This window comes from Streptomyces sp. HUAS YS2, from assembly GCF_033343995.1.
Taxonomy (GTDB): Bacteria; Actinomycetota; Actinomycetes; order Streptomycetales; family Streptomycetaceae; genus Streptomyces; species Streptomyces solicathayae.
The window spans coordinates 2,441,442-2,460,476 of sequence record NZ_CP137573.1; the positions used below are offsets into that span (position 1 = coordinate 2,441,442).

A 19,035-nucleotide genomic window follows, 5' to 3' on the forward strand; every position below is an offset into this window, starting at 1 on the left:
GGGGCTCGCTCTTTATGCCCGATTTATCTGCGGCCTGGACCACTGAAAACCGACCGTTCAGGCTGTTTGGAAGGGACACCCTTCACGTGCTGCAATTCATGAACTCCCGAGTAGTACGGCCCTGAACGAAACACGGCACAACGTAGGTGCCGACGCCGAGAGGTTGTTGGTCGAGTGAGGCGAAGCAAGGAAAGCTCCGCGGAGCAGCAGGCGCGGGGCAACTTCACCCCGCCGCCGCGCACAGCGGCATCGCCTGCGGACGAGCCCGGAACCCCCCACCAGCCCGCCCCCAAGGCGGGCAGTTCCAGCAAGCTGTCCCCGCGGAACTGGCGGGTGCCCACCCGCCTGAACGCGATCCTCCTCATACCCGTGCTGGTCGGCCTCGTCATGGGCGGATTCCAGGTCAAGGGGTCGATAGACACCTGGCAGGAGGCGCAGGACGCCGAGAAGACGGCGCTCATCGTGCGCGCCGCCGCGGACTACGGCAACGCCCTGCTCAACGAGCGTGACCTGACCGCCGTTCCGCTGCTCACCGCCACCACTCCCGAGGCGCGCGAGGCCAAGGAGGTCAAGGACGTCTACGCGGCGACCGACGCCGCCAAGGTCAAGTTCGACGAGGCCATCAAGGACCTCCCCTCGGGCCAGGGCCTGGAGCGCCGCCTGGACCTGTTCCAGCGCGAGGAGCCCAAGCTCGCCAAGCTGCGCGAGGCCGCGTACACCCCGGGCCTCGACCCGGTGAACACCCAGCTCGGGTACACCGGCGTGCAGCACTACCTCATGGAGTTCTCCAACGAGCTCGGCCTGGGCACCGGCAACATCACCAGCTACGGCCGTACCGTCTACGCCGTCCAGCTCGCCAAGGGCGCCGCGTCGCTGCAGCGTTCCATCGGCACCCAGCTCCTGGTCCGGCCCAGCAAGGACAAGAGCGTCTTCGCGCAGCAGTCGGTCGCCTTCCAGTCGTACAACTACCTGGAGCAGATCGCCCTCGGCGAGTACCTCTCGGGCGGTTCCGAGGCCGATGTCGCGCGCCTCACGGAGGTCATGACGGCGAAGTCCGTCGAGGGTGGCAAGAAGCTCGACGCCGCCGGCCTGCAGCCGCCGAAGGGCGAGAAGGACGGCTCCGTCTTCACCGGCATGGCCGGCGAGATCGGCAAGGCGTCCAGCCCGTCGGCGATCCGGGCCCTGAGCAAGAAGGACATCACCGTCCAGACCTGGATGGGCGCCGCGACCGCGAAGTTCGAGGGCTACAAGACGGTCGAGGACGAGCTCGTCGAGAAGGCCGTGTCCGAGGCCGCGAACATCTCCGACGACGCCGCGACCGACGCGTACCTCACCGGTGGCATCACCGTCGTCGCCCTGCTGGCCGCCTTCATCATCGCCGGTCTCATGGCCCGCCAGATGAGCCGCTCGATGCGCGAGCTGCGCACCGCCGCCTTCGGCATCGCCGAGCAGCGTCTGCCGATGCTGGTCGACCAGCTGTCCCGCACCGAGCCGGGCCGGGTCGACACCCGGGTCCAGCCGATCCCGATCGACACGCAGGACGAGATCGGCGAGGTCGCCCGGGCCTTCGACCAGGTCCACCGCGAGGCCGTCCGGCTCGCCGCCGAGCAGGCCATGCTCCGGGGCAACGTCAACGCGATCTTCACCAACCTGTCGCGCCGCAACCAGTCGCTGATCGAGGGCCAGCTGACCCTGATCACCGACCTGGAGAACAACGAGGCCGACCCGGACCAGCTGGAGAACCTCTTCCGCCTGGACCACCTGGCGACCCGTATGCGCCGCAACGGCGAGAACCTCCTCGTTCTCGCCGGCGAGGAGCCGGGCCGCCGCTGGGACCAGCCGGTGCCGCTGGTCGACGTCATGCGCGCCGCCTCCTCCGAGGTGGAGCAGTACGAGCGCATCGAGCTGGCGGGTGTCCCGGACGCCGAGATCCACGGCCAGGCCGTGACCGACCTCGTGCACCTGCTCGCCGAGCTCCTGGAGAACGCCACCACGTTCTCCTCCCCTCAGACCAAGGTCCGCGTCACCGCGACCCGTCTGCCCGACGGCCGCGTCATGGTCGAGATCCACGACAAGGGCATCGGCCTCACCGCCGAGGACTTCGCGGACATCAACCACAAGCTGGCCAACCCGCCGACCGTGGACGCCGCCGTCTCGCAGCGCATGGGCCTGTTCGTGGTCGGCCGGCTCGCCGACCGGCACGGCGTCCGTGTCCAGCTGCGCCCCTCGGGCGAGCAGGCGGGCACCACGTCGCTGGTCATGCTCCCGGACGCCATCACCCACGGTGGCGGTGGCGCCGATCTGCCCCAGGGCGACTTCACGGTCTCCCAGATCATCCCGCAGCAGTCCTCCTTCGAGGCCGCCCCGATGCGGACCGCGGCCGAGCTCGGCTTCGACGACTCGCGCTACGAGCAGGTCGACGAGCGCCAGCTGGACCCGGTCAACCGCTCGCTGATGCGCGAGGAGCGGCGTGCCGCCCTGGAGGCGCAGGCGCACGGCGGCCCCCTCCCCGAGGGCGACCGTCCGCTGTTCCGTGACGAGGTGGAGCCCTCGCACCAGGGCTACGCGCCGCACGAGCAGGACCAGGGCTATGGCGGCGGGTACGGGCAGCAGGCCCCGCAGCAGGACGACTACGCGTACCAGCAGCAGGGGTACGAGAGCTACGACCAGCCGCAGGCGGGTTACCCGGAGTCGGGCTATGCGGAATCCGGGTACGACGGTCGTGACCAGGCTCAGGCGCAGTACGACAACCCGTTCGCTCCCCAGCCCCACCAGGGCGAGTGGGTCGACCAGGGTACCTACCAGGGCGGCTACGAGCCGGGGTACGGAGCGGAATCGGAATCTGCTCAGGGCGCTCCCGAACAGGCCGACGAACGCGTAGGCTTCGACCGTCCGGGCCCCACCCCGAACACCGGTCACGCGCTGACCGACGCCGGTCTGCCGCGCCGCGGTAGCAGCGCACCGCAGGCCCCGCAGCAGCAGTCCCAGCAGCCGCAGGCCCCGCAGGTGCACCAGCCGCAGCCGGTGCAGCAGCAGAACGAAGCCGACGGTCCCGACGGCTGGCGCTCGACCAACGACGAGCGCTGGCAGCGGGCCGAGAAGCTCCGCGACCCGAAGGCGGGCGGGGTCACCTCCTCCGGTCTTCCGCGGCGGGTTCCCAAGGCCAATCTGGTCGAGGGGACCGCGGAGCAGACCCCGCAGGGCGGCCCTCAGGTCTCCCGCGCACCGGAGGACGTGCGGGGCAGGTTGAGCAACCTGCGCCGCGGTGTCCAGCAGGGGCGCAACGCGGGTACGGACACGAACGGATCGGGCCTCGGCCCGGGTAATACCTACAACCAGGAGCGTTAGTGTGAGCCCGATGAGCCAGGCGGCGCAGAATCTGAACTGGTTGATCACCAACTTCGTGGACAACACCCCCGGGGTGTCCCACACGGTGGTGGTCTCCGCCGACGGACTCCTGCTGGCGATGTCCGAGGGCTTCCCCCGGGACCGCGCCGACCAGCTTGCCGCCGTCGCCTCCGGACTGACCTCGCTGACCGCGGGCGCGTCCCGCATCTTCGAGGGCGGCGCGGTCAACCAGACCGTGGTCGAGATGGAGCGCGGCTTCCTCTTCATCATGTCGATCTCGGACGGCTCCTCGCTGGCCGTGCTCGCGCACCCGGAGGCCGACATCGGCCTGGTGGGCTACGAGATGGCGCTGCTGGTCGACCGGGCCGGCACCGTCCTCACCCCGGACCTCCGTGCGGAGCTCCAGGGCAGCCTGCTCAATTAGAACTGTTCTCAACCAGCAGACAGACTGTGCGTTTTGCGCCACCGCACCATAAGGTGCGGTGGCGCGGTTCCACAGGGACATGGACCGCGACGGCAGTCGGAGGAGGAGACGTGGGAACACCCCCGGGCGGACGCCCCTATGACGGTTTTGATGCGCATCAGCCGTTGGGAGACCCCGCACAGAACCGGTTCAACTTTCCCTCCTCGCCGAGCAGACAGGGCGCACAGCAGCCCTACCAGCCGCCGCAGGCCGGGCCTTACGCCCAGTCCGTACCACCGCGTCGGGCGGAGCCGTCCGCGCCCCCGCGGAGCGCGTCCGCCAACAACAACCCGCTGGTGCGTCCGTACGCGATGACCGGCGGCCGGACCCGGCCGCGCTACCAGCTCGCCATCGAGGCGCTGGTGTCCACCACGGCCGATCCGTCCCGGCTGCAGGGGCAGTTGCCCGAGCACCAGCGGATCTGCCGACTGTGCTTCGAGATCAAGTCCGTTGCGGAGATCTCGGCACTTCTCTCCATTCCTCTTGGCGTTGCCCGGATCCTCGTCGCCGACCTGGCGGAGGCCGGACTCGTCGCCATCCATCAGCCCGGCGGCGACGAGGCCGCCGGCGGCCAGCCAGACGTGACACTGCTCGAAAGGGTGCTCAGTGGACTTCGCAAGCTCTAGCGGCGGCGCGGCCCGTTCAACCACCAGCGCGAAGATCGTGGTGGCGGGCGGCTTCGGCGTGGGCAAGACCACGTTCGTCGGCGCCGTCTCCGAGATCAACCCGCTGCGCACCGAGGCCGTCATGACGTCTGCGTCCGCGGGCATCGACGACCTCACGCACACCGGCGACAAGACGACGACGACTGTCGCCATGGACTTCGGCCGCATCACCCTGGACCAGGACCTGATCCTGTACCTCTTCGGTACGCCCGGTCAGGACCGCTTCTGGTTCATGTGGGACGACCTGGTCCGCGGCGCCATCGGTGCCGTCGTGCTCGTGGACACCCGCCGTCTCGCCGACTGCTTCCCCGCCGTCGACTACTTCGAGAACAGCGGCCTGCCGTTCGTCATCGCCCTCAACGGCTTCGACGGCCACCAGCCCTACCAGCCGGAGGAGGTCCGCGAGGCCCTCCAGATCGGCCCCGACACCCCCATCATCACCACCGACGCCCGCCACCGCGCGGACGCCAAGAGCGCGCTCATCACCCTCGTCGAGCACGCCCTCATGGCCCGCCTGCGGTAGTCCCACCGGGTTACGCAGAAGGCCCCGCACCGTTTCCGGTGCGGGGCCTTCTGCGTTCGTACCGCGCTGGCAGCGAAGGGCCCCGCTCCGGAATCGGAGCGGGGCCCTTCGGGGTGTCGGATCAGCGCCAGCTGTGCGGGGCGCGGAAGCCGTTCTCTCGTTCCAGGCGGCGCCAGCCGGCCGTGGAGCGGCCGCGGTGCGCGGTCTCGGTCGGCTGGGCCGCGGCGCGGGCGAGCAGGACCGCGGTGATGGCGGCGAGCTCCTCCGGGTCGGCGTGGCCCTTCTCCACCCGGAGAAGGTTGTCCGTTAGGGGCGTGGTCACTTCTGACGTCTCCTCTTACTGAGGCGGGTTGCCGTGCTTGCGGGACGGCAGGTCGGCGTGCTTGGTGCGGAGCATGGCGAGGGACCTGATGAGGACCTCGCGCGTCTCGGCCGGGTCGATCACGTCGTCGACGAGGCCGCGCTCCGCCGCGTAGTACGGGTGCATGAGCTCGGCCTTGTACTCCTTGACCATGCGCGTCCGCATGGCCTCCGGGTCCTCGGCCTCCGCGATCTGCTTGCGGAAGATCACGTTGGCGGCGCCCTCGGCACCCATCACCGCGATCTCGTTGGTCGGCCACGCGTACGTCAGGTCGGCGCCGATGGACTGGCTGTCCATCACGATGTAGGCGCCGCCGTAGGCCTTGCGCAGGATCAGCGAGATCCGGGGCACGGTCGCGTTGCAGTACGCGTAGAGCAGCTTCGCGCCGTGCCGGATGATTCCACCGTGCTCCTGGTCGACGCCGGGCAGGAAGCCGGGTACGTCCAGAAGAGTGACGATCGGGATGTTGAACGCGTCGCACATCTGTACGAAGCGGGCGGCCTTCTCGGACGCCTCGATGTCGAGCACGCCGGCCAGCGACTGCGGCTGGTTGGCGACGATGCCGACGACCTGGCCGTCGAGCCGGGCCAGGGCGCAGATGATGTTGCGCGCCCAGCGCTCGTGGATCTCCAGGTAGTCGCCGTCGTCGACGAGCTCCTCGATGACCTTGTGCATGTCGTACGGGCGGTTGCCGTCCGCGGGCACCAGGTCGAGCAGCACGTCCGAGCGGCGGTCCGCGGGGTCCTCCGACGCGACGGTCGGCGGGTTCTCGCGGTTGTTCTGCGGCAGCATCGACAGGAGGTAGCGGACCTCCGCGATGCAGGTCTCCTCGTCGTCGTACGCGAAGTGCGCCACACCCGAGGTCTCGGCGTGCACGTCGGCGCCGCCCAGGCCGTTCTGGGTGATCTCCTCACCGGTGACGGCCTTGACGACGTCCGGGCCGGTGATGAACATCTGCGAGGTCTCGCGGACCATGAACACGAAGTCCGTCAGCGCGGGCGAGTACGCCGCGCCGCCGGCGCACGGGCCGAGCATCACCGAGATCTGCGGGATGACGCCCGAGGCCCGGGTGTTGCGCTGGAAGATGCCGCCGTAGCCGGCGAGCGCCGAGACGCCCTCCTGGATACGGGCGCCGGCGCCGTCGTTCAGGGAGACCAGCGGCGCACCCGCCGCGATGGCCATGTCCATGATCTTGTGGATCTTCGTGGCGTGGGCCTCGCCCAGCGCACCGCCGAAGATCCGGAAGTCGTGCGCGTACACGAAGACCGTCCGGCCCTCGACCGTGCCCCAGCCGGTGATGACACCGTCGGTGTACGGCTTCCTGGCCTCCAGGCCGAAGCCCTGCGCGCGGTGCCGGCGCAGCTGCTCGACCTCGTTGAACGAACCCGCGTCGAGCAGCAGCTCGATCCGCTCCCGCGCGGTCAGCTTGCCCTTGGCGTGCTGCGCCTCGGTCGCGCGGTCGCTCGGACCGCGCCGCGCCTGCTCGCGCAGGGCGTGCAGTTCGGCCACTCGGCCTCGGGCGTCGGTCGGCTCGCTCGGGATCTGGTCCACAACGGTCATGTACCGACCCTACGAACAGCTCCAAGAAAATCCCGCCGTCGACTCCGTACAGTCTCGCGCGCCGAATCCTGGTGGAGCTGGACAGAACCATCGGCCGAGGGGTCCGATACGACAGTCGGGTACCCCCCGGCCTTGTGGGGTTCCTCCAGATGTCAGCTCAGGGCCACCCGGCATCCGTGCGTGACGCCCGCGGTACCCGGAGTGATCCGCAGCCGCAGCGAGCGGCCCGTGCCGAGCACCTCCACCGAGGGGTCGTGGGAGACGACCCGGGCCACCTTGCGGTCCCAGACCAGCTCCAGCGGCTGCCCCGTGCGGGGCGGCTCGGCGATCTCCAGGACGGCCGTCGCGCCGCTCCTGCGGAGCAGGACGCTCGCCGGGGCGGTCACGGTGAGGCGTCCCACCGTACCGGCCCGCCAGAAGTTCGCGGCGGTCAGTCCCAGGGAGCCGACGGCGATCGCCTGCCGGTCGGCGGTGTTGTCGAGGATCTCCAGCCAGTCCGTCTCGGCGGCGCGGGCCGCGAGCGTGCGCGCGGAGGCTCCCGGCATCACCAGATAGGTGTACTCCGCCCGGGTGGGGTCGGTGCCGTGGTCGAGCCACAGGGTCTGGTAGCGACGGGTGCGGCGCTCGGTGGAACTGGTGGTGTTGATGTCGCTCCAGGCGCCGGTGCGGTCCTCGCGCAGAGTGCGCAGCGACGCCGTGCCGCCGGGCAGGATCCAGCCGCCGTGGCCCTCTAGGTGGGCCCAGCGGTCGCCCGTGGTGAACCTCTGGGCGCCGTTCTCGCCGAGGCAGCGGTTGTCGACGACCGTCTCGACCGGCACCCCGTCGGTCGCGGTGATGCCCGCGCCGAGGCAGACGATCGCGTCGGCGACGCAGAACCAGGACTTGCGGGCCTCCAGGGTGGAGCCGAGGCCCTTGAGGTGCTGGCCGACCGCGGCGAACTCGCCGTCGGTGGCCCCGCCGACCCACTGCACGGCCGGCTTGGGCGCGCCCCACTCGCCGCCCGCCCGGTCGGCCAGCCGCTTGGTGGAGACGGTGGTGCCGGGCAGCCGGTAGAAGTCGACGGTGGGCCAGAACCAGTCGGTGTACTGGGCGTCGGCCGCCCCGCCGCCGGGGGCCCACCAGGAGAGCATTCCGGCGCCGGTGTGCCAGCCCCGCGGGTTCTCGCCGTTGCCGCACTCGTAGTGCGATATCCGCTCGGAGGCCATGGAGATGTTGGCGGCCCAGCCGGGACGGCGGTGGACGGCCCGGTCCATGGACGTGAAGAGGCGGTGGCCGACCGGCTCCGGCGCCGCGGGGACGGGGTCCGCGGCGACGGCGTGCAGCCGGGCCAGGTCGGCGACGCCGAACTGCGGAGCGCCGAGGATCGGGGCGACGGTGTCCCGTTGGATCCAGCCCTTCACACGGGCGTGCCAGCGCTCGCGCTCGGCGGGGCTCGCGCCGCCGGCGAGCAGCGCGATGGCGGCGATGATGCCCTGGCCGTGGAAGTGGTCGGAGCGCATCACGTTGCGGGGGTCGTTGCGGGGCATGCCGCGGCTGATGGCGCGGCCGTTGACGCTGTCCATCATCAGGCCGTTGTGGATCAGCGGGGCGTAGGCGTGCTCGACGCTGTCGAGGATGATCTGCCGGTTCGGGTCGGTGACGTCGTAGGACGATCCGGCGAGGAGGGCGAAGAGCCGGCCGAGGCCGTCCAGCATGACCTGGCCGTACGTGCCCGAGTAGGCGACCCAGGTGTGCTGCACGAACGAGCCGTCGGCGTAGAGACCGTCGCCCTTGGTGACGTACGGGAAGACCGGGCTGAGCGCGTCCCGGGCGAGGGCGGTCTTCGCCGGGTTCCCGCCGAGGATGCCGCGCAGCACGACCGAGCGGCAGAGGTCGACGCGGTTGGCGCCGGTGGAGGTGCCGCTGTAGTTCGTGAGCATCGCGTCGGGGATGAAGTGGTCGACGGCGGCGCAGGCAGCGGCGATCCGGTCGGCGCCGAGGTGCTCGTACAGGGCGGCGGTGATGTCCATGAGCAGCCGCGGGCTGCCGATCTGCCACTCCCACCAGTTGCCGTAGCGGGTGGTGGCGGGGTTGTAGATCCGCGCGGAGAGGTGGTCGAGGCCGCGCAGGACGTCGGCGAGGAGGCCGGCGTCGCCGGTGAGTCCGGTGCCGGGCTGGACGTACGCCTGGGTCATGGTCCACAGGCGGCTGTAGCTCGCGGTGATGCCGGAGGGCGGGTCGAAGGCGAGGCCCGGCCAGAGGGAGGTGTCGGCGGGGGCCATGGTGGCGCGGAAGGTCCGGGCGAGATCGCCGGTCTCCCGGAGCCGGGAGGCGTACGGCTCGGCGCCGGCGTCGAAGCCGGCGCCGAGCTGGATGTCCAGCCAGCGCCGCCGCAGCGCGTCGAACTCGCCCTCGGCCGCGTGGGCCTGAGGAGAGAGAGCGAGCACGGTCGCGGCGGCGGCGGTGGCGGTGGCGGTCAGGAAGGTGCGGCGGGACCACATGGGCACGGGAGCCTCCTGGAGGGGAAGGGGTGGAGACCGTCGGCGCCCGGTTCTAGCGCGCTCCTTCCGACGCAATCAATGAGCACGGCAAGCGCTTTCTGCGTCAGGGCACGCAGTGGAAGCGGGCGTTCCCCCAATCGGCGTGGTCGTTGCCGTTCCCGTCGCCGCCGTCGCCGACGACCAGATCCACGTACGAGGCGCCCGTGACGTCGGCGGTCAGCGACCAGGCCGGGTCGGCTGCCTTGAGCACCGGGGACTTCACCTTCTCCGTCCCGTCGGCGAGCACGCTGAACTGGACGGTGCCGCGGCTGGTCTGGACGTCGTCCACGCCGACCTCGGCGGTGACGGAGGTGCACTTCCCGCCCAGGTAGTAGCGGACCTTCGCCGGGGCGTGGGTGCCCAGGCCCTTGGCGTACGTCGCTCCCCCGATCCTCAGCGGGCCGCCGTCGCCGGTGCCCGTCTCGCCGTTGGAGAGGTCCCGCTCGACCGGCCCCCAGCCGTTCTCCGCCGAGGTCCACTCCAGGTCGCTCGCCCAGGCGTCCGCGGTGGGCGGCGGCGGCAGCGTGCGGACCGAGGCGGCGGAGGCGAGCTTCCGCTCCTCGCCCCCGACGGTGTACGTGACCGTCGCGCCGAGCGGATACGCGCGATAGGGCGCGTCCGCGGGCGGCGTGACCTTCCAGGTGGCGGTGGCCTTCTCGCCGGCGGCGACGGAGCCGAGGGCGACCGGGCCGGCCGGTTCGGCGGTCCAGCCGTCGGGGAGGGTGAGGGTGGCGGTCGCCGCGGAGACGGCGCCCGCCTCGTCGTTGGCGAAGACCGCGCTCACCTGGTTGGCCCGGCCCGGCTCCAGGGTCTCCGGGGCGGTGATGCCGAGGGTGCCGCAGGCGGCCTTCTCGGCGGCCGGGCCCAGGTCGGTGACGGTGAAGGCGTCGAGGACGAAGTCCGCGCCGTCGGGGGCGTCGCCGCGCTTGCGCAGACCCGTCCAGGTGTCGCCGCAGCCGGCGGTCACCGTCTCGGCGAAGTGCCCGGTGGTCCGCTGCTGCCCGATCGGGGTGCGACGGGTCTCCACCGAGCCGTTGCCGTTGGCGCGGTCGTAGCCGGTGATCCACTCGTAGGCGCCCGCGTGGCTGGACTGGTAGTCGTACTCGACGCGGTAGCGGTGCCCGTCCTCCATGGGGACGGTCCAGGGCGCCGTCCGGTAGACCAGGCCGCTGTTCTCGTCGTGCGACTTGAGGGACTCGGCGCCGCCGATCACGTCGTCGATCAGCTTTCCGTTCCAGCCGGCCTGGGTGTACGGGGCGTGGAGCTGGGCGATGTGGGTGCGCGGGTCGGTGGTGCCGCCGGAGTCGCCCTTGAGGAAGGGGCCCCAGCCCTGGTCGACGGCCTCGAAGTCCTCGTACCCGGCCGCCCCGGCCTTGGTCGCCGGGTCGTTGGTGACGATGCGGACGTCGTCGAGGCGGACGGCCGCGGTGCTGCCCGCGGACGCCTCGATCCCGAGCGCGGTGGTCCCGTTGGCCGGCGCGGTGAAGGTGACCTTGGCGCGCTGCAGGTGGGTGCCGTTCCAGTCGGAGGCGGCGACCCGGTCCTCCAGGGCGGAGCGCCGTACGGTGACCGACTTCCCGCCGATCGAGAGCGTGGTCGGGCGGGTCTTGCCGGGCTCGACCTCGATCAGGGCGGAGGCGGTGTACCGGGCGCCGGGGGTCAGGCCGGTGATCTGCTGGCGGACCGAGGCGACGGAAGAGCCGGTGAGCCGCGCGCTGTTGCGGCCCTGGTCATCGGTGTCACGGGCGACGGTTCCGGTCTTCGACCAGGCGGCGAGGGCCGCGTCGTTGAAGCCGGGGTCCCGGACCGGGGTGCCCTGACCCCAGCGCGGGTCGCGGGGCTCGGGGGCGGCGGCGGGGTAGAGGACGTACGGCTGTCCGGCGGCGGCGGTCAGCGTGACCTTGCCGCGGCTGGGCCGGACCGTCCCGGTCTTGACCCGGCCGTTGTCGGTGAGCTTGTACACGGTGTACGTGCCGGTGCCGGGGACGTCCCAACTCGTCTTCCCGCCGGCCTTGTTGTAGTGGTACAGCTTGGTGCCACCGTCCCACGGGAGCAGGTAGTTCTCGCCGTCGAGGACCTTGCGGCCGTTCTCGTAGAAGGCCCGGCGGCCGTTCTCGACGGTGCCGCGGACGCCGCCGGTGAAGGTGAGGTCGTTGCCGTTCCAGCGGGTGATCTTCTGCTGCTGGAGGTACTTGGCGGGCAGGTTCTTCTGCCAGATGTTGGCGTAGAAGCGGTTCCAGTCGGTCTCGCCGGTCCAGCCCTCGAAGTCCTCCAGGGCGGTCTGGCCGAGGACCGGGTGGTTGTTCCAGACGTCCTTCTCGCCGTTGCGGATGAAGCGGACGATCTGCGAGTTGAGGCCCTTGTTGGTCGCGCCGCCGTAGTCCAGGTCGTTGGCCCAGTGCGACCACAGGGAGGCGCGCTCGAACTTGTCGGACCACTCGGTGGCGACGTTCCAGCCCTGGGCCTGGACTGCCTGCATGGTCTTGTCGGCGATCCAGCCGTGCGTGTAGTAGACGTCGATGTAGAGCATCGACAGGTTCGGGTCGGTCTCGTCGCGCAGCTGCCGGAAGCGGCGGGCGAGGTCGCCGCTGTTGATGTCGCGGCGCTGGTCGATGTAGTAGCTCTGGTTGAGCCAGTTCCAGCCGGGCTTCGATCTGTCGACCAGGGTCTCGCTGAAGTTCTTGGCCTCCGGGTACGACTCGGTGGCGTTGACGTGGACGCCGAAGCCGGCGCCCCACTTCTTGCCCTCCTTCAGGAGGGTGTTGAGGTCGGCGAGGCCGCCGGCCCGCTTGTTGTAGTTGCCGCCGTAGTCGGGGTGCGCGGAGTCGTGGCCCTCGGAGCCGTACCCCTTGAGCAGGGCGAACTGGCCGAGTCCGTCGGTGGCGAGGGAGATGCGCTTGACGTCGTCGAGGGTGCGCAGGAAGGGGTGGGTGGCGTTGGAGGCGAAGTTGAACGGGATGTGCGCGATCACCCGGTCCGGGGTCTGCTCGCTGCCGGGGGCCTTGACGCCGATCGCGGGGAAGGCGAGCGCGCCGTCCTGCCAGTCGACCTTCCCGTCGGCGTTGGCGTCGGGGGTGACGACGACCTTGGCCCAGGGCAGGTTGTCGCCGGTCTCGGGCTTGTCGGCGCCGGCGCCCCGGTAGGTCCACTGGCCGGACCAGACGCCGACGCGGGTCTCGGTCGCGGTCCTGCGGGCCTGGTGCCAGAAGCGGGCGCCGTCGCGGGCGCTCGCGCCGGAGGGCTTGTCGTAGCTGGAGTTCGACTCGACGGCGGCGGCGAGGGAACCCGTGTTGACGATCGCGTAGCCGGCGCCGACGGGGGCGGCCTCGGCGGCGGTGGCGTCGGTGATCTTCGCGAAGACGTCGGCGGTCCGGGTGGAGTCGGGGTCGAGCCGGGTGAAGGCGGTCTCGGCGCCGGTGTCGGCGGAGCCGACGGAGACCAGGTCGTGGCCGGGGATGTCGAGGGTGCCGACCCTGAAGGCGTCGGTGTCGCGGACGGCGGTGACCTTGAAGGTCGTGGCCCGGCCGCTGACGCTCAGGCCGGCGTCGATCTCGACGCCGGGCAGGTCGGGGAAGGCGAGGGTGTAGGCGGCGGAGCCGGCGGTCAGGACGGGCGCGCCCTTGGTCTGCACCGCGTACGCCGTGCCGTTCAGGACGACCCGGGTGACCGGGCCGGTGCTGCCGAGCAGCCGGGCGCCGGTGGCGCGGTCGGTGTACGAGAGGACCCGGGGGAAGTCCTCGGCGACGGAGACCGTGAGCTGGTCGGAGGCTATGGCGGCGGCGCCGTCCGCGCCCGGGTCGTCCTGGGCGAGGGCCGGTCCGGCCAGGGCGAACACGGCGGCGGAGGCGGCGGCGAGCGCGCAGGCCGTACGGAGTCTTCGCGACTTGGGGAGGGGCATGGGGACTAGTTGGCCCGCCTGACCGAGCACCGTCAACGAGATCGCGACGGACGGACCCCGCCAGTCCAAGAACCCTCTTCGGTTAGTCCAAGTGACGGCAGAAGCGGGCTCGCCCGGGGGTCGCCGGGCCCGAGGGATGCCCCGTCGGCGCCGTCGGGATGATCCTTTCCGATAGATGTTGAAAGTTGAACGGAATAGGTCTACAGTCGATGTCGTTGAAGGTTCAACCGAACCGGAACAATGTGCCGCCCCCCGCGCACCCGTCCCCAAGGAGCACGTCATGGGTCTGTTCAACCGCAAGAGCAACGAAGCCGCCGTCGCCACCGCCACCCTCCCCGTCGACCCGGCCCTGGCCGCCCTGACCGGCGACTACACGATCGACCCGGCGCACAGCAGCATCGGCTTCACCGTCCGCCACGCGATGGTCACCAACGTCCGCGGCACCTTCGCCGAACACGAGGGCTCGCTGAAGCTGAACGGCTCCGACCCGGCCGACTCCTCCGCCGCCATCGACGTGAAGATCGCCTCGATCGACACCGGCATCGGCGACCGCGACGGTCACCTGCGCAGCGGCGACTTCTTCGACGCCGAGCAGTTCCCGCTGATGACCTTCCGCTCCACGGAGGCCGCGCAGCTCGGCGGCGACAAGTACCGCGTCACCGGCGACCTCACCATCAAGGACGTCACCAAGCCGCTCTCCATCGACCTGGAGTTCAACGGCACCGCGACGGACGTGTACGGCAACGAGCGCGTCGGCTTCGAGGGCTCGGCCGAGATCCTGCGCTCCGAGTGGGGCCTGACCTGGAACGCGGCCCTCGAGACCGGCGGCGTGATGGTCAGCGACAAGGTCAAGCTGAACTTCGACATCTCCGCGATCAAGAACGCCGCATAACCGCGTTGTCAGTGCCCGCTGTCAGCATCGGAGCATGGAACTCCGTATCGACAGCGTCGTGTTGACCGACGCAGTGGCCTGGGCGGCCCGCGTGCTGCCCGTCCGCTCTCCCGTGCCCGTCCTCGGCGGCCTCCTCCTGGAGGCCGCCGACGGCGTTCTGCACGTCTCCGGTCTCGACCACGAGGCCTCCGCACGGATCGAGGCCGCCGCCGACGTCGCCGAGCCGGGGCGGACCCTGGTCCTCGGGCGGCGACTCCTCGACATCTGCAAGGTGCTGCCCCGAGGCCCGGTGGAGCTCGCCGTGGAAGGCTCCCGGCTGGCCGTGACCGGCGGGGACGCCCGGTTCGGGCTGTCCCTGCTGCCGCTCGACGACTACCCGGCCCAGCCCGCACTGCCCGAGCATCGCGGGGTCGTGGACGCGGACGCGTTCGCGGCGGCCGTGGCGCAGGTCGCGGTGGCCGCCGGGCGGGACGAGTCGCTGCCCGTGCTGACCGGGATACGGCTCGCGCTCGACGGCGGGACGATGACGCTGGCGGCGACGGACCGCTACCGGTACGCGATACGGAGCCTGGAGTGGAAGCCGGAGGCCGAGGCCGAGCCGGCGGACGTGGTGGTGCCCGCGCGCCGGCTGACCGAGATCGCCCGTTCGCTGACCGGCGCGGGCCCGGTCCGGCTCTTCCTCGACGGCGGTTCGGCCGGCTTCGAGTCCGGCGGCATGCGCACCACGACCCGGCTGCTCGACGGACGCCTCCCCCGCCACGACAAGCTGTTCGCGCTCGGCGACCCAGTGACCGCCGTGACGGACCGGGCCCCGCTCCTGGAGGCCGTGAAGCGGGTCGCCGTGGTCGCCGACGGGGACAGCCCGCTCCAGCTGGAGTTCTCCGCGGACGCCGTCCATCTGCGGGCCGGCTACGAGGACGACGTCGCCTCCCAGCGGCTGCCCGGCGCGCTCAACGGCGGCGAGGCGATGACCGTCGCCTTCAACCCGGGGTACCTGCTCGACGCGCTGGGGTCCTTCGAGAGCCCGCGGATCCGCTTCCACCTCCTGGGCCCCGGTCAGCGCGCCCTGCTCTCGGGCACCGAGGGGACGGCTCACCGGCACCTGCTGATGTCGGTGAAGCCGCCCCTGGTCTAGGCAGCCCTTCGGGCTAGAACCCGCCGCCGCCGTCGAAGCCGCCGCCTCCGCCGAAGTCCCCGCCGCCGAAGCCCCCGAATCCGCCGCCGTCACCGCCACCGAAGTCGCCGGAGTTGAAGTCGGCGCCGGAGTAGTCGCCGCCCCCGAAGTCGCCGCCGCCGTATTCGGCGGCGTACGCCGGGGTGGACAGGGCCGAGCCGAGCATGGTGCCGAGCAGCAGGCCCGGGAGCAGGCCGCCGCCGAAGTAGCCGCCGGCCCAGGGGCCGTAGGCCGGGCCGGCCTCCCAGTACGGGCGGGGCCCGCCGGCGGTTTCGACGGTGCGGGCCATCGGGTCCTGGCCGTCGTCGAGGCGGGCCGCGTCGGCGGCGCAGACCGGGACCTCGCGGGCGTAGCCGCCGGCCGGGGTCCAGGTGCGGTCCTCGATGGAGGGGCCGTGGCGCGGGTCGAAGAAGCAGGGCGGGCGGCGCTCCGGCAGCGGCCGGTGCTCGCGCCGGGCCGCGAGCACGGCCAGCGAGAAGCGGCCGTCCTCCACCTGTTCGGTCACGGCCCGCACGTCGTGCGGGTGCCGGGCGGAGCCCATGAGCGACTTGGCCCGGTCGTACGCGTCGAGGGAGCGTTCGTAGTCGCCGCGCATCGCGTCGTCGGCGCCCTTCTCCGCCGGATGGAAGTCGAGCCGTTCGAGTTCCTCGCCGAAGGCGGTGATGTCCTCGTCGACGACGACCCGAAGCTTCTCGAGCGCCTCACGCTCCTCCTCCTCCTTGCGGCGCCGGTTGCGGCGGACGACCGCGTACGCGCCGGCGCCACCGGCCACGACGACCGCGCCGAGCGTGATCAGGCCGCCCACGGGGACATCGTCCGAGGCGGCCGAGCCGCCGCTCCAGGACGCGGGGGCTGAGCCGCCGACGACCGGCAGGGCCTGGTCGACGAAGTTGTTCAGCTCGGTGTTGGCGTCCACACCGGGCTGCCGGACCGACGTGACCAGGTTGCGAACGGCGTCGCGCGACATCACGGAACGGTCCGCGCCGGCGTCGAACTTGTCACCGAGCCGGATCGCGTAGAGGCCGGTCACCCCGGTCTGGGTGCGCAGGTTGCGCAGGAGGTTCTGCTCGGGGAACTCGGAGGTGTCCGGGAGCACCGCCACGAAGACCGGTTTGTCGGCGTTCTCGATCTTCCGGGCGAGGGCGTCGGCCTGAGCCGTGGAGAGCTGGTCGGCCGCGTCCGGGTGGACGTAGACCGGGCCCTGCTTCAGGGCCGCGGCCGCGTCCTGGATGCCCGTGGCCCTGGCGCCCGCGACGGGCGCCAGGACCATGAGCAGCAGCAGCGCCAGCCCCGCCAGGGCCGACAGCACAGGTATCCGCCTCGTCCTCATACCCCCGAGTTACCCGAAATGCCGCATTTCAGACCTTCGAGGCGGATCCGGGAGTGGAGAGGCGACTCCTGTCTGCCGGTCCCGGTCAGCCGGCGACCGCCCGGGTCGTCAGCCCCCAGCCGTACGGGAACTGCGGGTCGTACGGGTACCGGTCGGCGGTCAGCGGGAGCTGGCCGGACGACTTCGGCCAGCTCAGCGGGAGCCGGCCGGTGAAGCCCCGCCGGCCGTAGAGCACGTCGGCGACCCCGTCGCCCTCGCTGCCCGGCAGCCAGGAGGCGACCAGGGCGTCCATCTCGCCGAGCCGGTCGCCGATGAGCTGCGGGCGGCCGGAGACGACGAGGACGGCGCACTTCATGGCCTTGCAGACCCGGTCCACGGCCTTCCGGTCCGCCGCGGACAGCTCCAGGTCGTGCCCCTCGACGCCGACGTCGCCCCTGCCCTCCGCGTAGGGGGTCTCGCCGACGACGACCACGCCCACGTCGTGGCCCGCGGTCGGCGCGGCGGCCTTCTCGGAGTAGGTCACCTTGGCGCTCCCGGCGGCCTTGCGGATGCCCTGGAGGATCGTGGTGCCGGGGATCGCCCTGCCCCCGGTGCCCTGCCAGCCGACGGTCCAGCCGCCGGTCTGGCCGGCCAGGTCGTCGGCGTTGGACCCGGCCACGTACACCCGCTGCCCGGTGCGCAGCGGCAGCACCCGCCCGCTGTTCTTGAGCAGCACCTGGGAGCGGGCGACGGCCTCGCGGGCGACGGCCCGGTGTCCGGCCGAGCCGACCTCGGACAGGTGCGCGGTGTCGGCGTACGGCTTCTCGAAGAGGCCGAGGCGGAACTTCTGCTCCAGGATCCGGCCGACCGCGTCGTCGATCCGGGAGAGCGGGATCCGGCCCGCGGCGACCTCGTCCCGGACGATCCGGCCGAAGTCCTTGTACGTCAGCGGGGCCATGTTCATGTCGATGCCGGCGTTGACCGCGTTCCGTACGTCGCTGACCGCGTCGCCGTCCATCTGATCGACGGCCTCCCAGTCGCTGACCACGATCCCCCGGAAGCCGAGGTCCCCCTTGAGCAGCCCGTCGATCATCTCCTGGTGGGAGTGCATCTTCACCGGCCCGCTCCGCTCGCCGGCGAGTTCGAGCGCGGAGAACGACGGCATGACCGCGCCCGCGCCGAGCCCGATCGCCGCGCGGAACGGTGCGACGTGCAGGGTCTCCAGCTCGCCCCGGTCGATCCGGGTGACGCCCTGGTCGATGGTGTACGGGGGCCGGCCGGAGCCGTAGGCGGTGCCGCCGTCGCCGACGAAGTGCTTGGCGGTGGCGAGGACCTTGTCGTTGCGGGCCAGGTCCCGGCCGTCCGGGGCGCCCTGGAGGCCGCGGACGGCGACCGCCATCTCGGACACCAGGTCGGGGCTCTCGCCGAAGGACTCGTAGGTGCGGCCCCAGCGCACGTCCCGCACCACGCACACGCAGGGCGCGAAGTTCCAGGCGATACCGGTGGCCCGGGCCTCCTTCGCGGTGATCGCGGCGAGCCGTTCGACCAGGGCCGGGTCGCGGGTGGCGCCGAGCCCGATGTTGTGCGGCATGACGGTGGCGCCCTTGACGAAGGCGTGACCGTGCACGGCGTCGGTGGCCAGCAGCAGCGGGATCTGCAGTCGGGTGGCGCGGGCGTACCACTGGTACGTGTCGGTGGTCCTGCGCCAGGCCGCGGCGTTCTGGGCCGGCTTGCCGTCGGTCTCCGCCTCGTAGATGACCGAGCCGATCGCGTACGAGGTGACGTCCTCGTACGCGGCCAGGGTGTTGCGGCCCGCCTGGGTCATCTGCCCGGTCTTCTCGGCGAGGGTCATCCGCCCGAGCAGGTCGGCGACCCGCTGCCGGACGGGCAGACCCCGGTCGAGGTACGGGAGCCCGTGGGCGTCCAGGACCACGACCGGGTCGGCGGCAGGACCGGCGGCCCCGGTCACGTCGAGGCCGACACGGAGCGCCTCGGCGGTCTCCGCGGCGCCGTCCCGGACGGTGCGGACGGACGCGGTCCGCACCGTCCCCGGGGCGCTGCCCGCGGGGAAGGTGACGTTGCCGGAGCCGGTCCGGTAGTCCCGGCCGGCGACCGCGGCGGCCGGTCCGGCCCGGCCGGCCGGGGCGTCCGTGCGCCAGCGCACGGTCACCGGCCGCCGCAGCGGGCCGTCGGCCGCCAGCGCGAGACGGACCCGCGCGGTGCCGCCCTCGGCCACGATCGTGACCGGGGGCGCGGTGACCCGTACCGGGCCGGTGGCCGACTGCGCGGCCGACTGTGCGGGCGTCGTGGTGCTCGCGGCGAG

The 19,035-nt window shown here is 71.8% G+C and carries 11 protein-coding genes and 1 pseudogene; 6 read left to right on the forward strand and 6 right to left on the reverse strand.

The genetic code is table 11. The annotated features are described in order from the left end of the window. Positions 1–174 precede the first annotated feature (174 nt). The 4 genes from R2D22_RS10955 to R2D22_RS10970 all read left to right on the forward strand — a co-directional run bounded on the left by R2D22_RS10955 (position 175) and on the right by R2D22_RS10970 (position 4,999). Complete coding sequence (locus R2D22_RS10955; protein WP_318102899.1) at positions 175–3,348, forward strand: sensor histidine kinase; 3,174 nt, start codon at positions 175–177, stop codon at positions 3,346–3,348. A gap of 10 nt (positions 3,349–3,358) precedes the next feature. Beyond that, positions 3,359–3,772: a roadblock/LC7 domain-containing protein gene (locus R2D22_RS10960; protein ID WP_026057603.1), complete on the forward strand. Its 414-nt coding sequence runs from the start codon at positions 3,359–3,361 to the stop codon at positions 3,770–3,772. A 110-nt stretch (positions 3,773–3,882) separates the two neighbouring features. Then, positions 3,883–4,437: a DUF742 domain-containing protein gene (locus R2D22_RS10965; protein ID WP_318102900.1), complete on the forward strand. Its 555-nt coding sequence runs from the start codon at positions 3,883–3,885 to the stop codon at positions 4,435–4,437. Next, positions 4,418–4,999 carry a GTP-binding protein gene (locus R2D22_RS10970; RefSeq protein ID WP_017235983.1) on the forward strand — a complete coding sequence of 194 codons (582 nt, stop codon included), beginning with the start codon at positions 4,418–4,420 and terminating at the stop codon, positions 4,997–4,999. The genes R2D22_RS10965 and R2D22_RS10970 overlap by 20 nt, the downstream gene beginning before the upstream one ends. A 121-nt stretch (positions 5,000–5,120) precedes the next feature. Here R2D22_RS10970 and R2D22_RS10975 read toward each other — a convergent pair whose 3' ends face one another. The 4 genes from R2D22_RS10975 to R2D22_RS10990 all read right to left on the reverse strand — a co-directional run bounded on the left by R2D22_RS10975 (position 5,121) and on the right by R2D22_RS10990 (position 13,337). Then, positions 5,121–5,321 carry an acyl-CoA carboxylase subunit epsilon gene (locus tag R2D22_RS10975; RefSeq protein ID WP_318102901.1) on the reverse strand — a complete coding sequence of 67 codons (201 nt, stop codon included), beginning with the start codon at positions 5,319–5,321 and terminating at the stop codon, positions 5,121–5,123. 15 nt (positions 5,322–5,336) lie between these two features. Then, positions 5,337–6,920: an acyl-CoA carboxylase subunit beta gene (locus R2D22_RS10980; RefSeq protein ID WP_318102902.1), complete on the reverse strand. Its 1,584-nt coding sequence runs from the start codon at positions 6,918–6,920 to the stop codon at positions 5,337–5,339. A 152-nt stretch (positions 6,921–7,072) separates the two neighbouring features. Beyond that, positions 7,073–9,400 carry a polysaccharide lyase 8 family protein gene (locus R2D22_RS10985; RefSeq protein WP_318109709.1) on the reverse strand — a complete coding sequence of 776 codons (2,328 nt, stop codon included), beginning with the start codon at positions 9,398–9,400 and terminating at the stop codon, positions 7,073–7,075. Positions 9,401–9,503: 103 nt separating this feature from the next. Continuing rightward, positions 9,504–13,337 carry an endo-alpha-N-acetylgalactosaminidase family protein gene (locus R2D22_RS10990; RefSeq protein ID WP_318102903.1) on the reverse strand — a complete coding sequence of 1,278 codons (3,834 nt, stop codon included), beginning with the start codon at positions 13,335–13,337 and terminating at the stop codon, positions 9,504–9,506. Between the two features lie 280 nt (positions 13,338–13,617). Between R2D22_RS10990 and R2D22_RS10995 the strand changes: the two genes are divergently transcribed. Both R2D22_RS10995 and dnaN read left to right on the forward strand, forming a co-directional pair. After that, positions 13,618–14,229 carry a YceI family protein gene (locus R2D22_RS10995; protein WP_318102904.1) on the forward strand — a complete coding sequence of 204 codons (612 nt, stop codon included), beginning with the start codon at positions 13,618–13,620 and terminating at the stop codon, positions 14,227–14,229. Positions 14,230–14,263: 34 nt separating this feature from the next. Then, the gene (gene dnaN / locus R2D22_RS11000) at positions 14,264–15,364 is read left to right on the forward strand and encodes a DNA polymerase III subunit beta (RefSeq protein WP_318102905.1); all 1,101 of its coding nucleotides are present in this window, start codon (positions 14,264–14,266) and stop codon (positions 15,362–15,364) included. A 13-nt stretch (positions 15,365–15,377) separates the two neighbouring features. Here the strand turns inward: dnaN and R2D22_RS11005 are convergent, their stop codons facing one another. Together R2D22_RS11005 and R2D22_RS11010 are read right to left on the reverse strand one after the other, a co-directional pair. Beyond that, a complete protein-coding gene (locus R2D22_RS11005; RefSeq protein WP_318102906.1) occupies positions 15,378–16,733 on the reverse strand; it encodes a hypothetical protein in 1,356 nt (451 codons plus the stop codon). 103 nt (positions 16,734–16,836) lie between these two features. After that, a pseudogene (locus R2D22_RS11010) lies at positions 16,837–18,972 on the reverse strand (glycoside hydrolase family 3 protein); the annotation flags it as partial. Positions 18,973–19,035 lie beyond the last annotated feature (63 nt).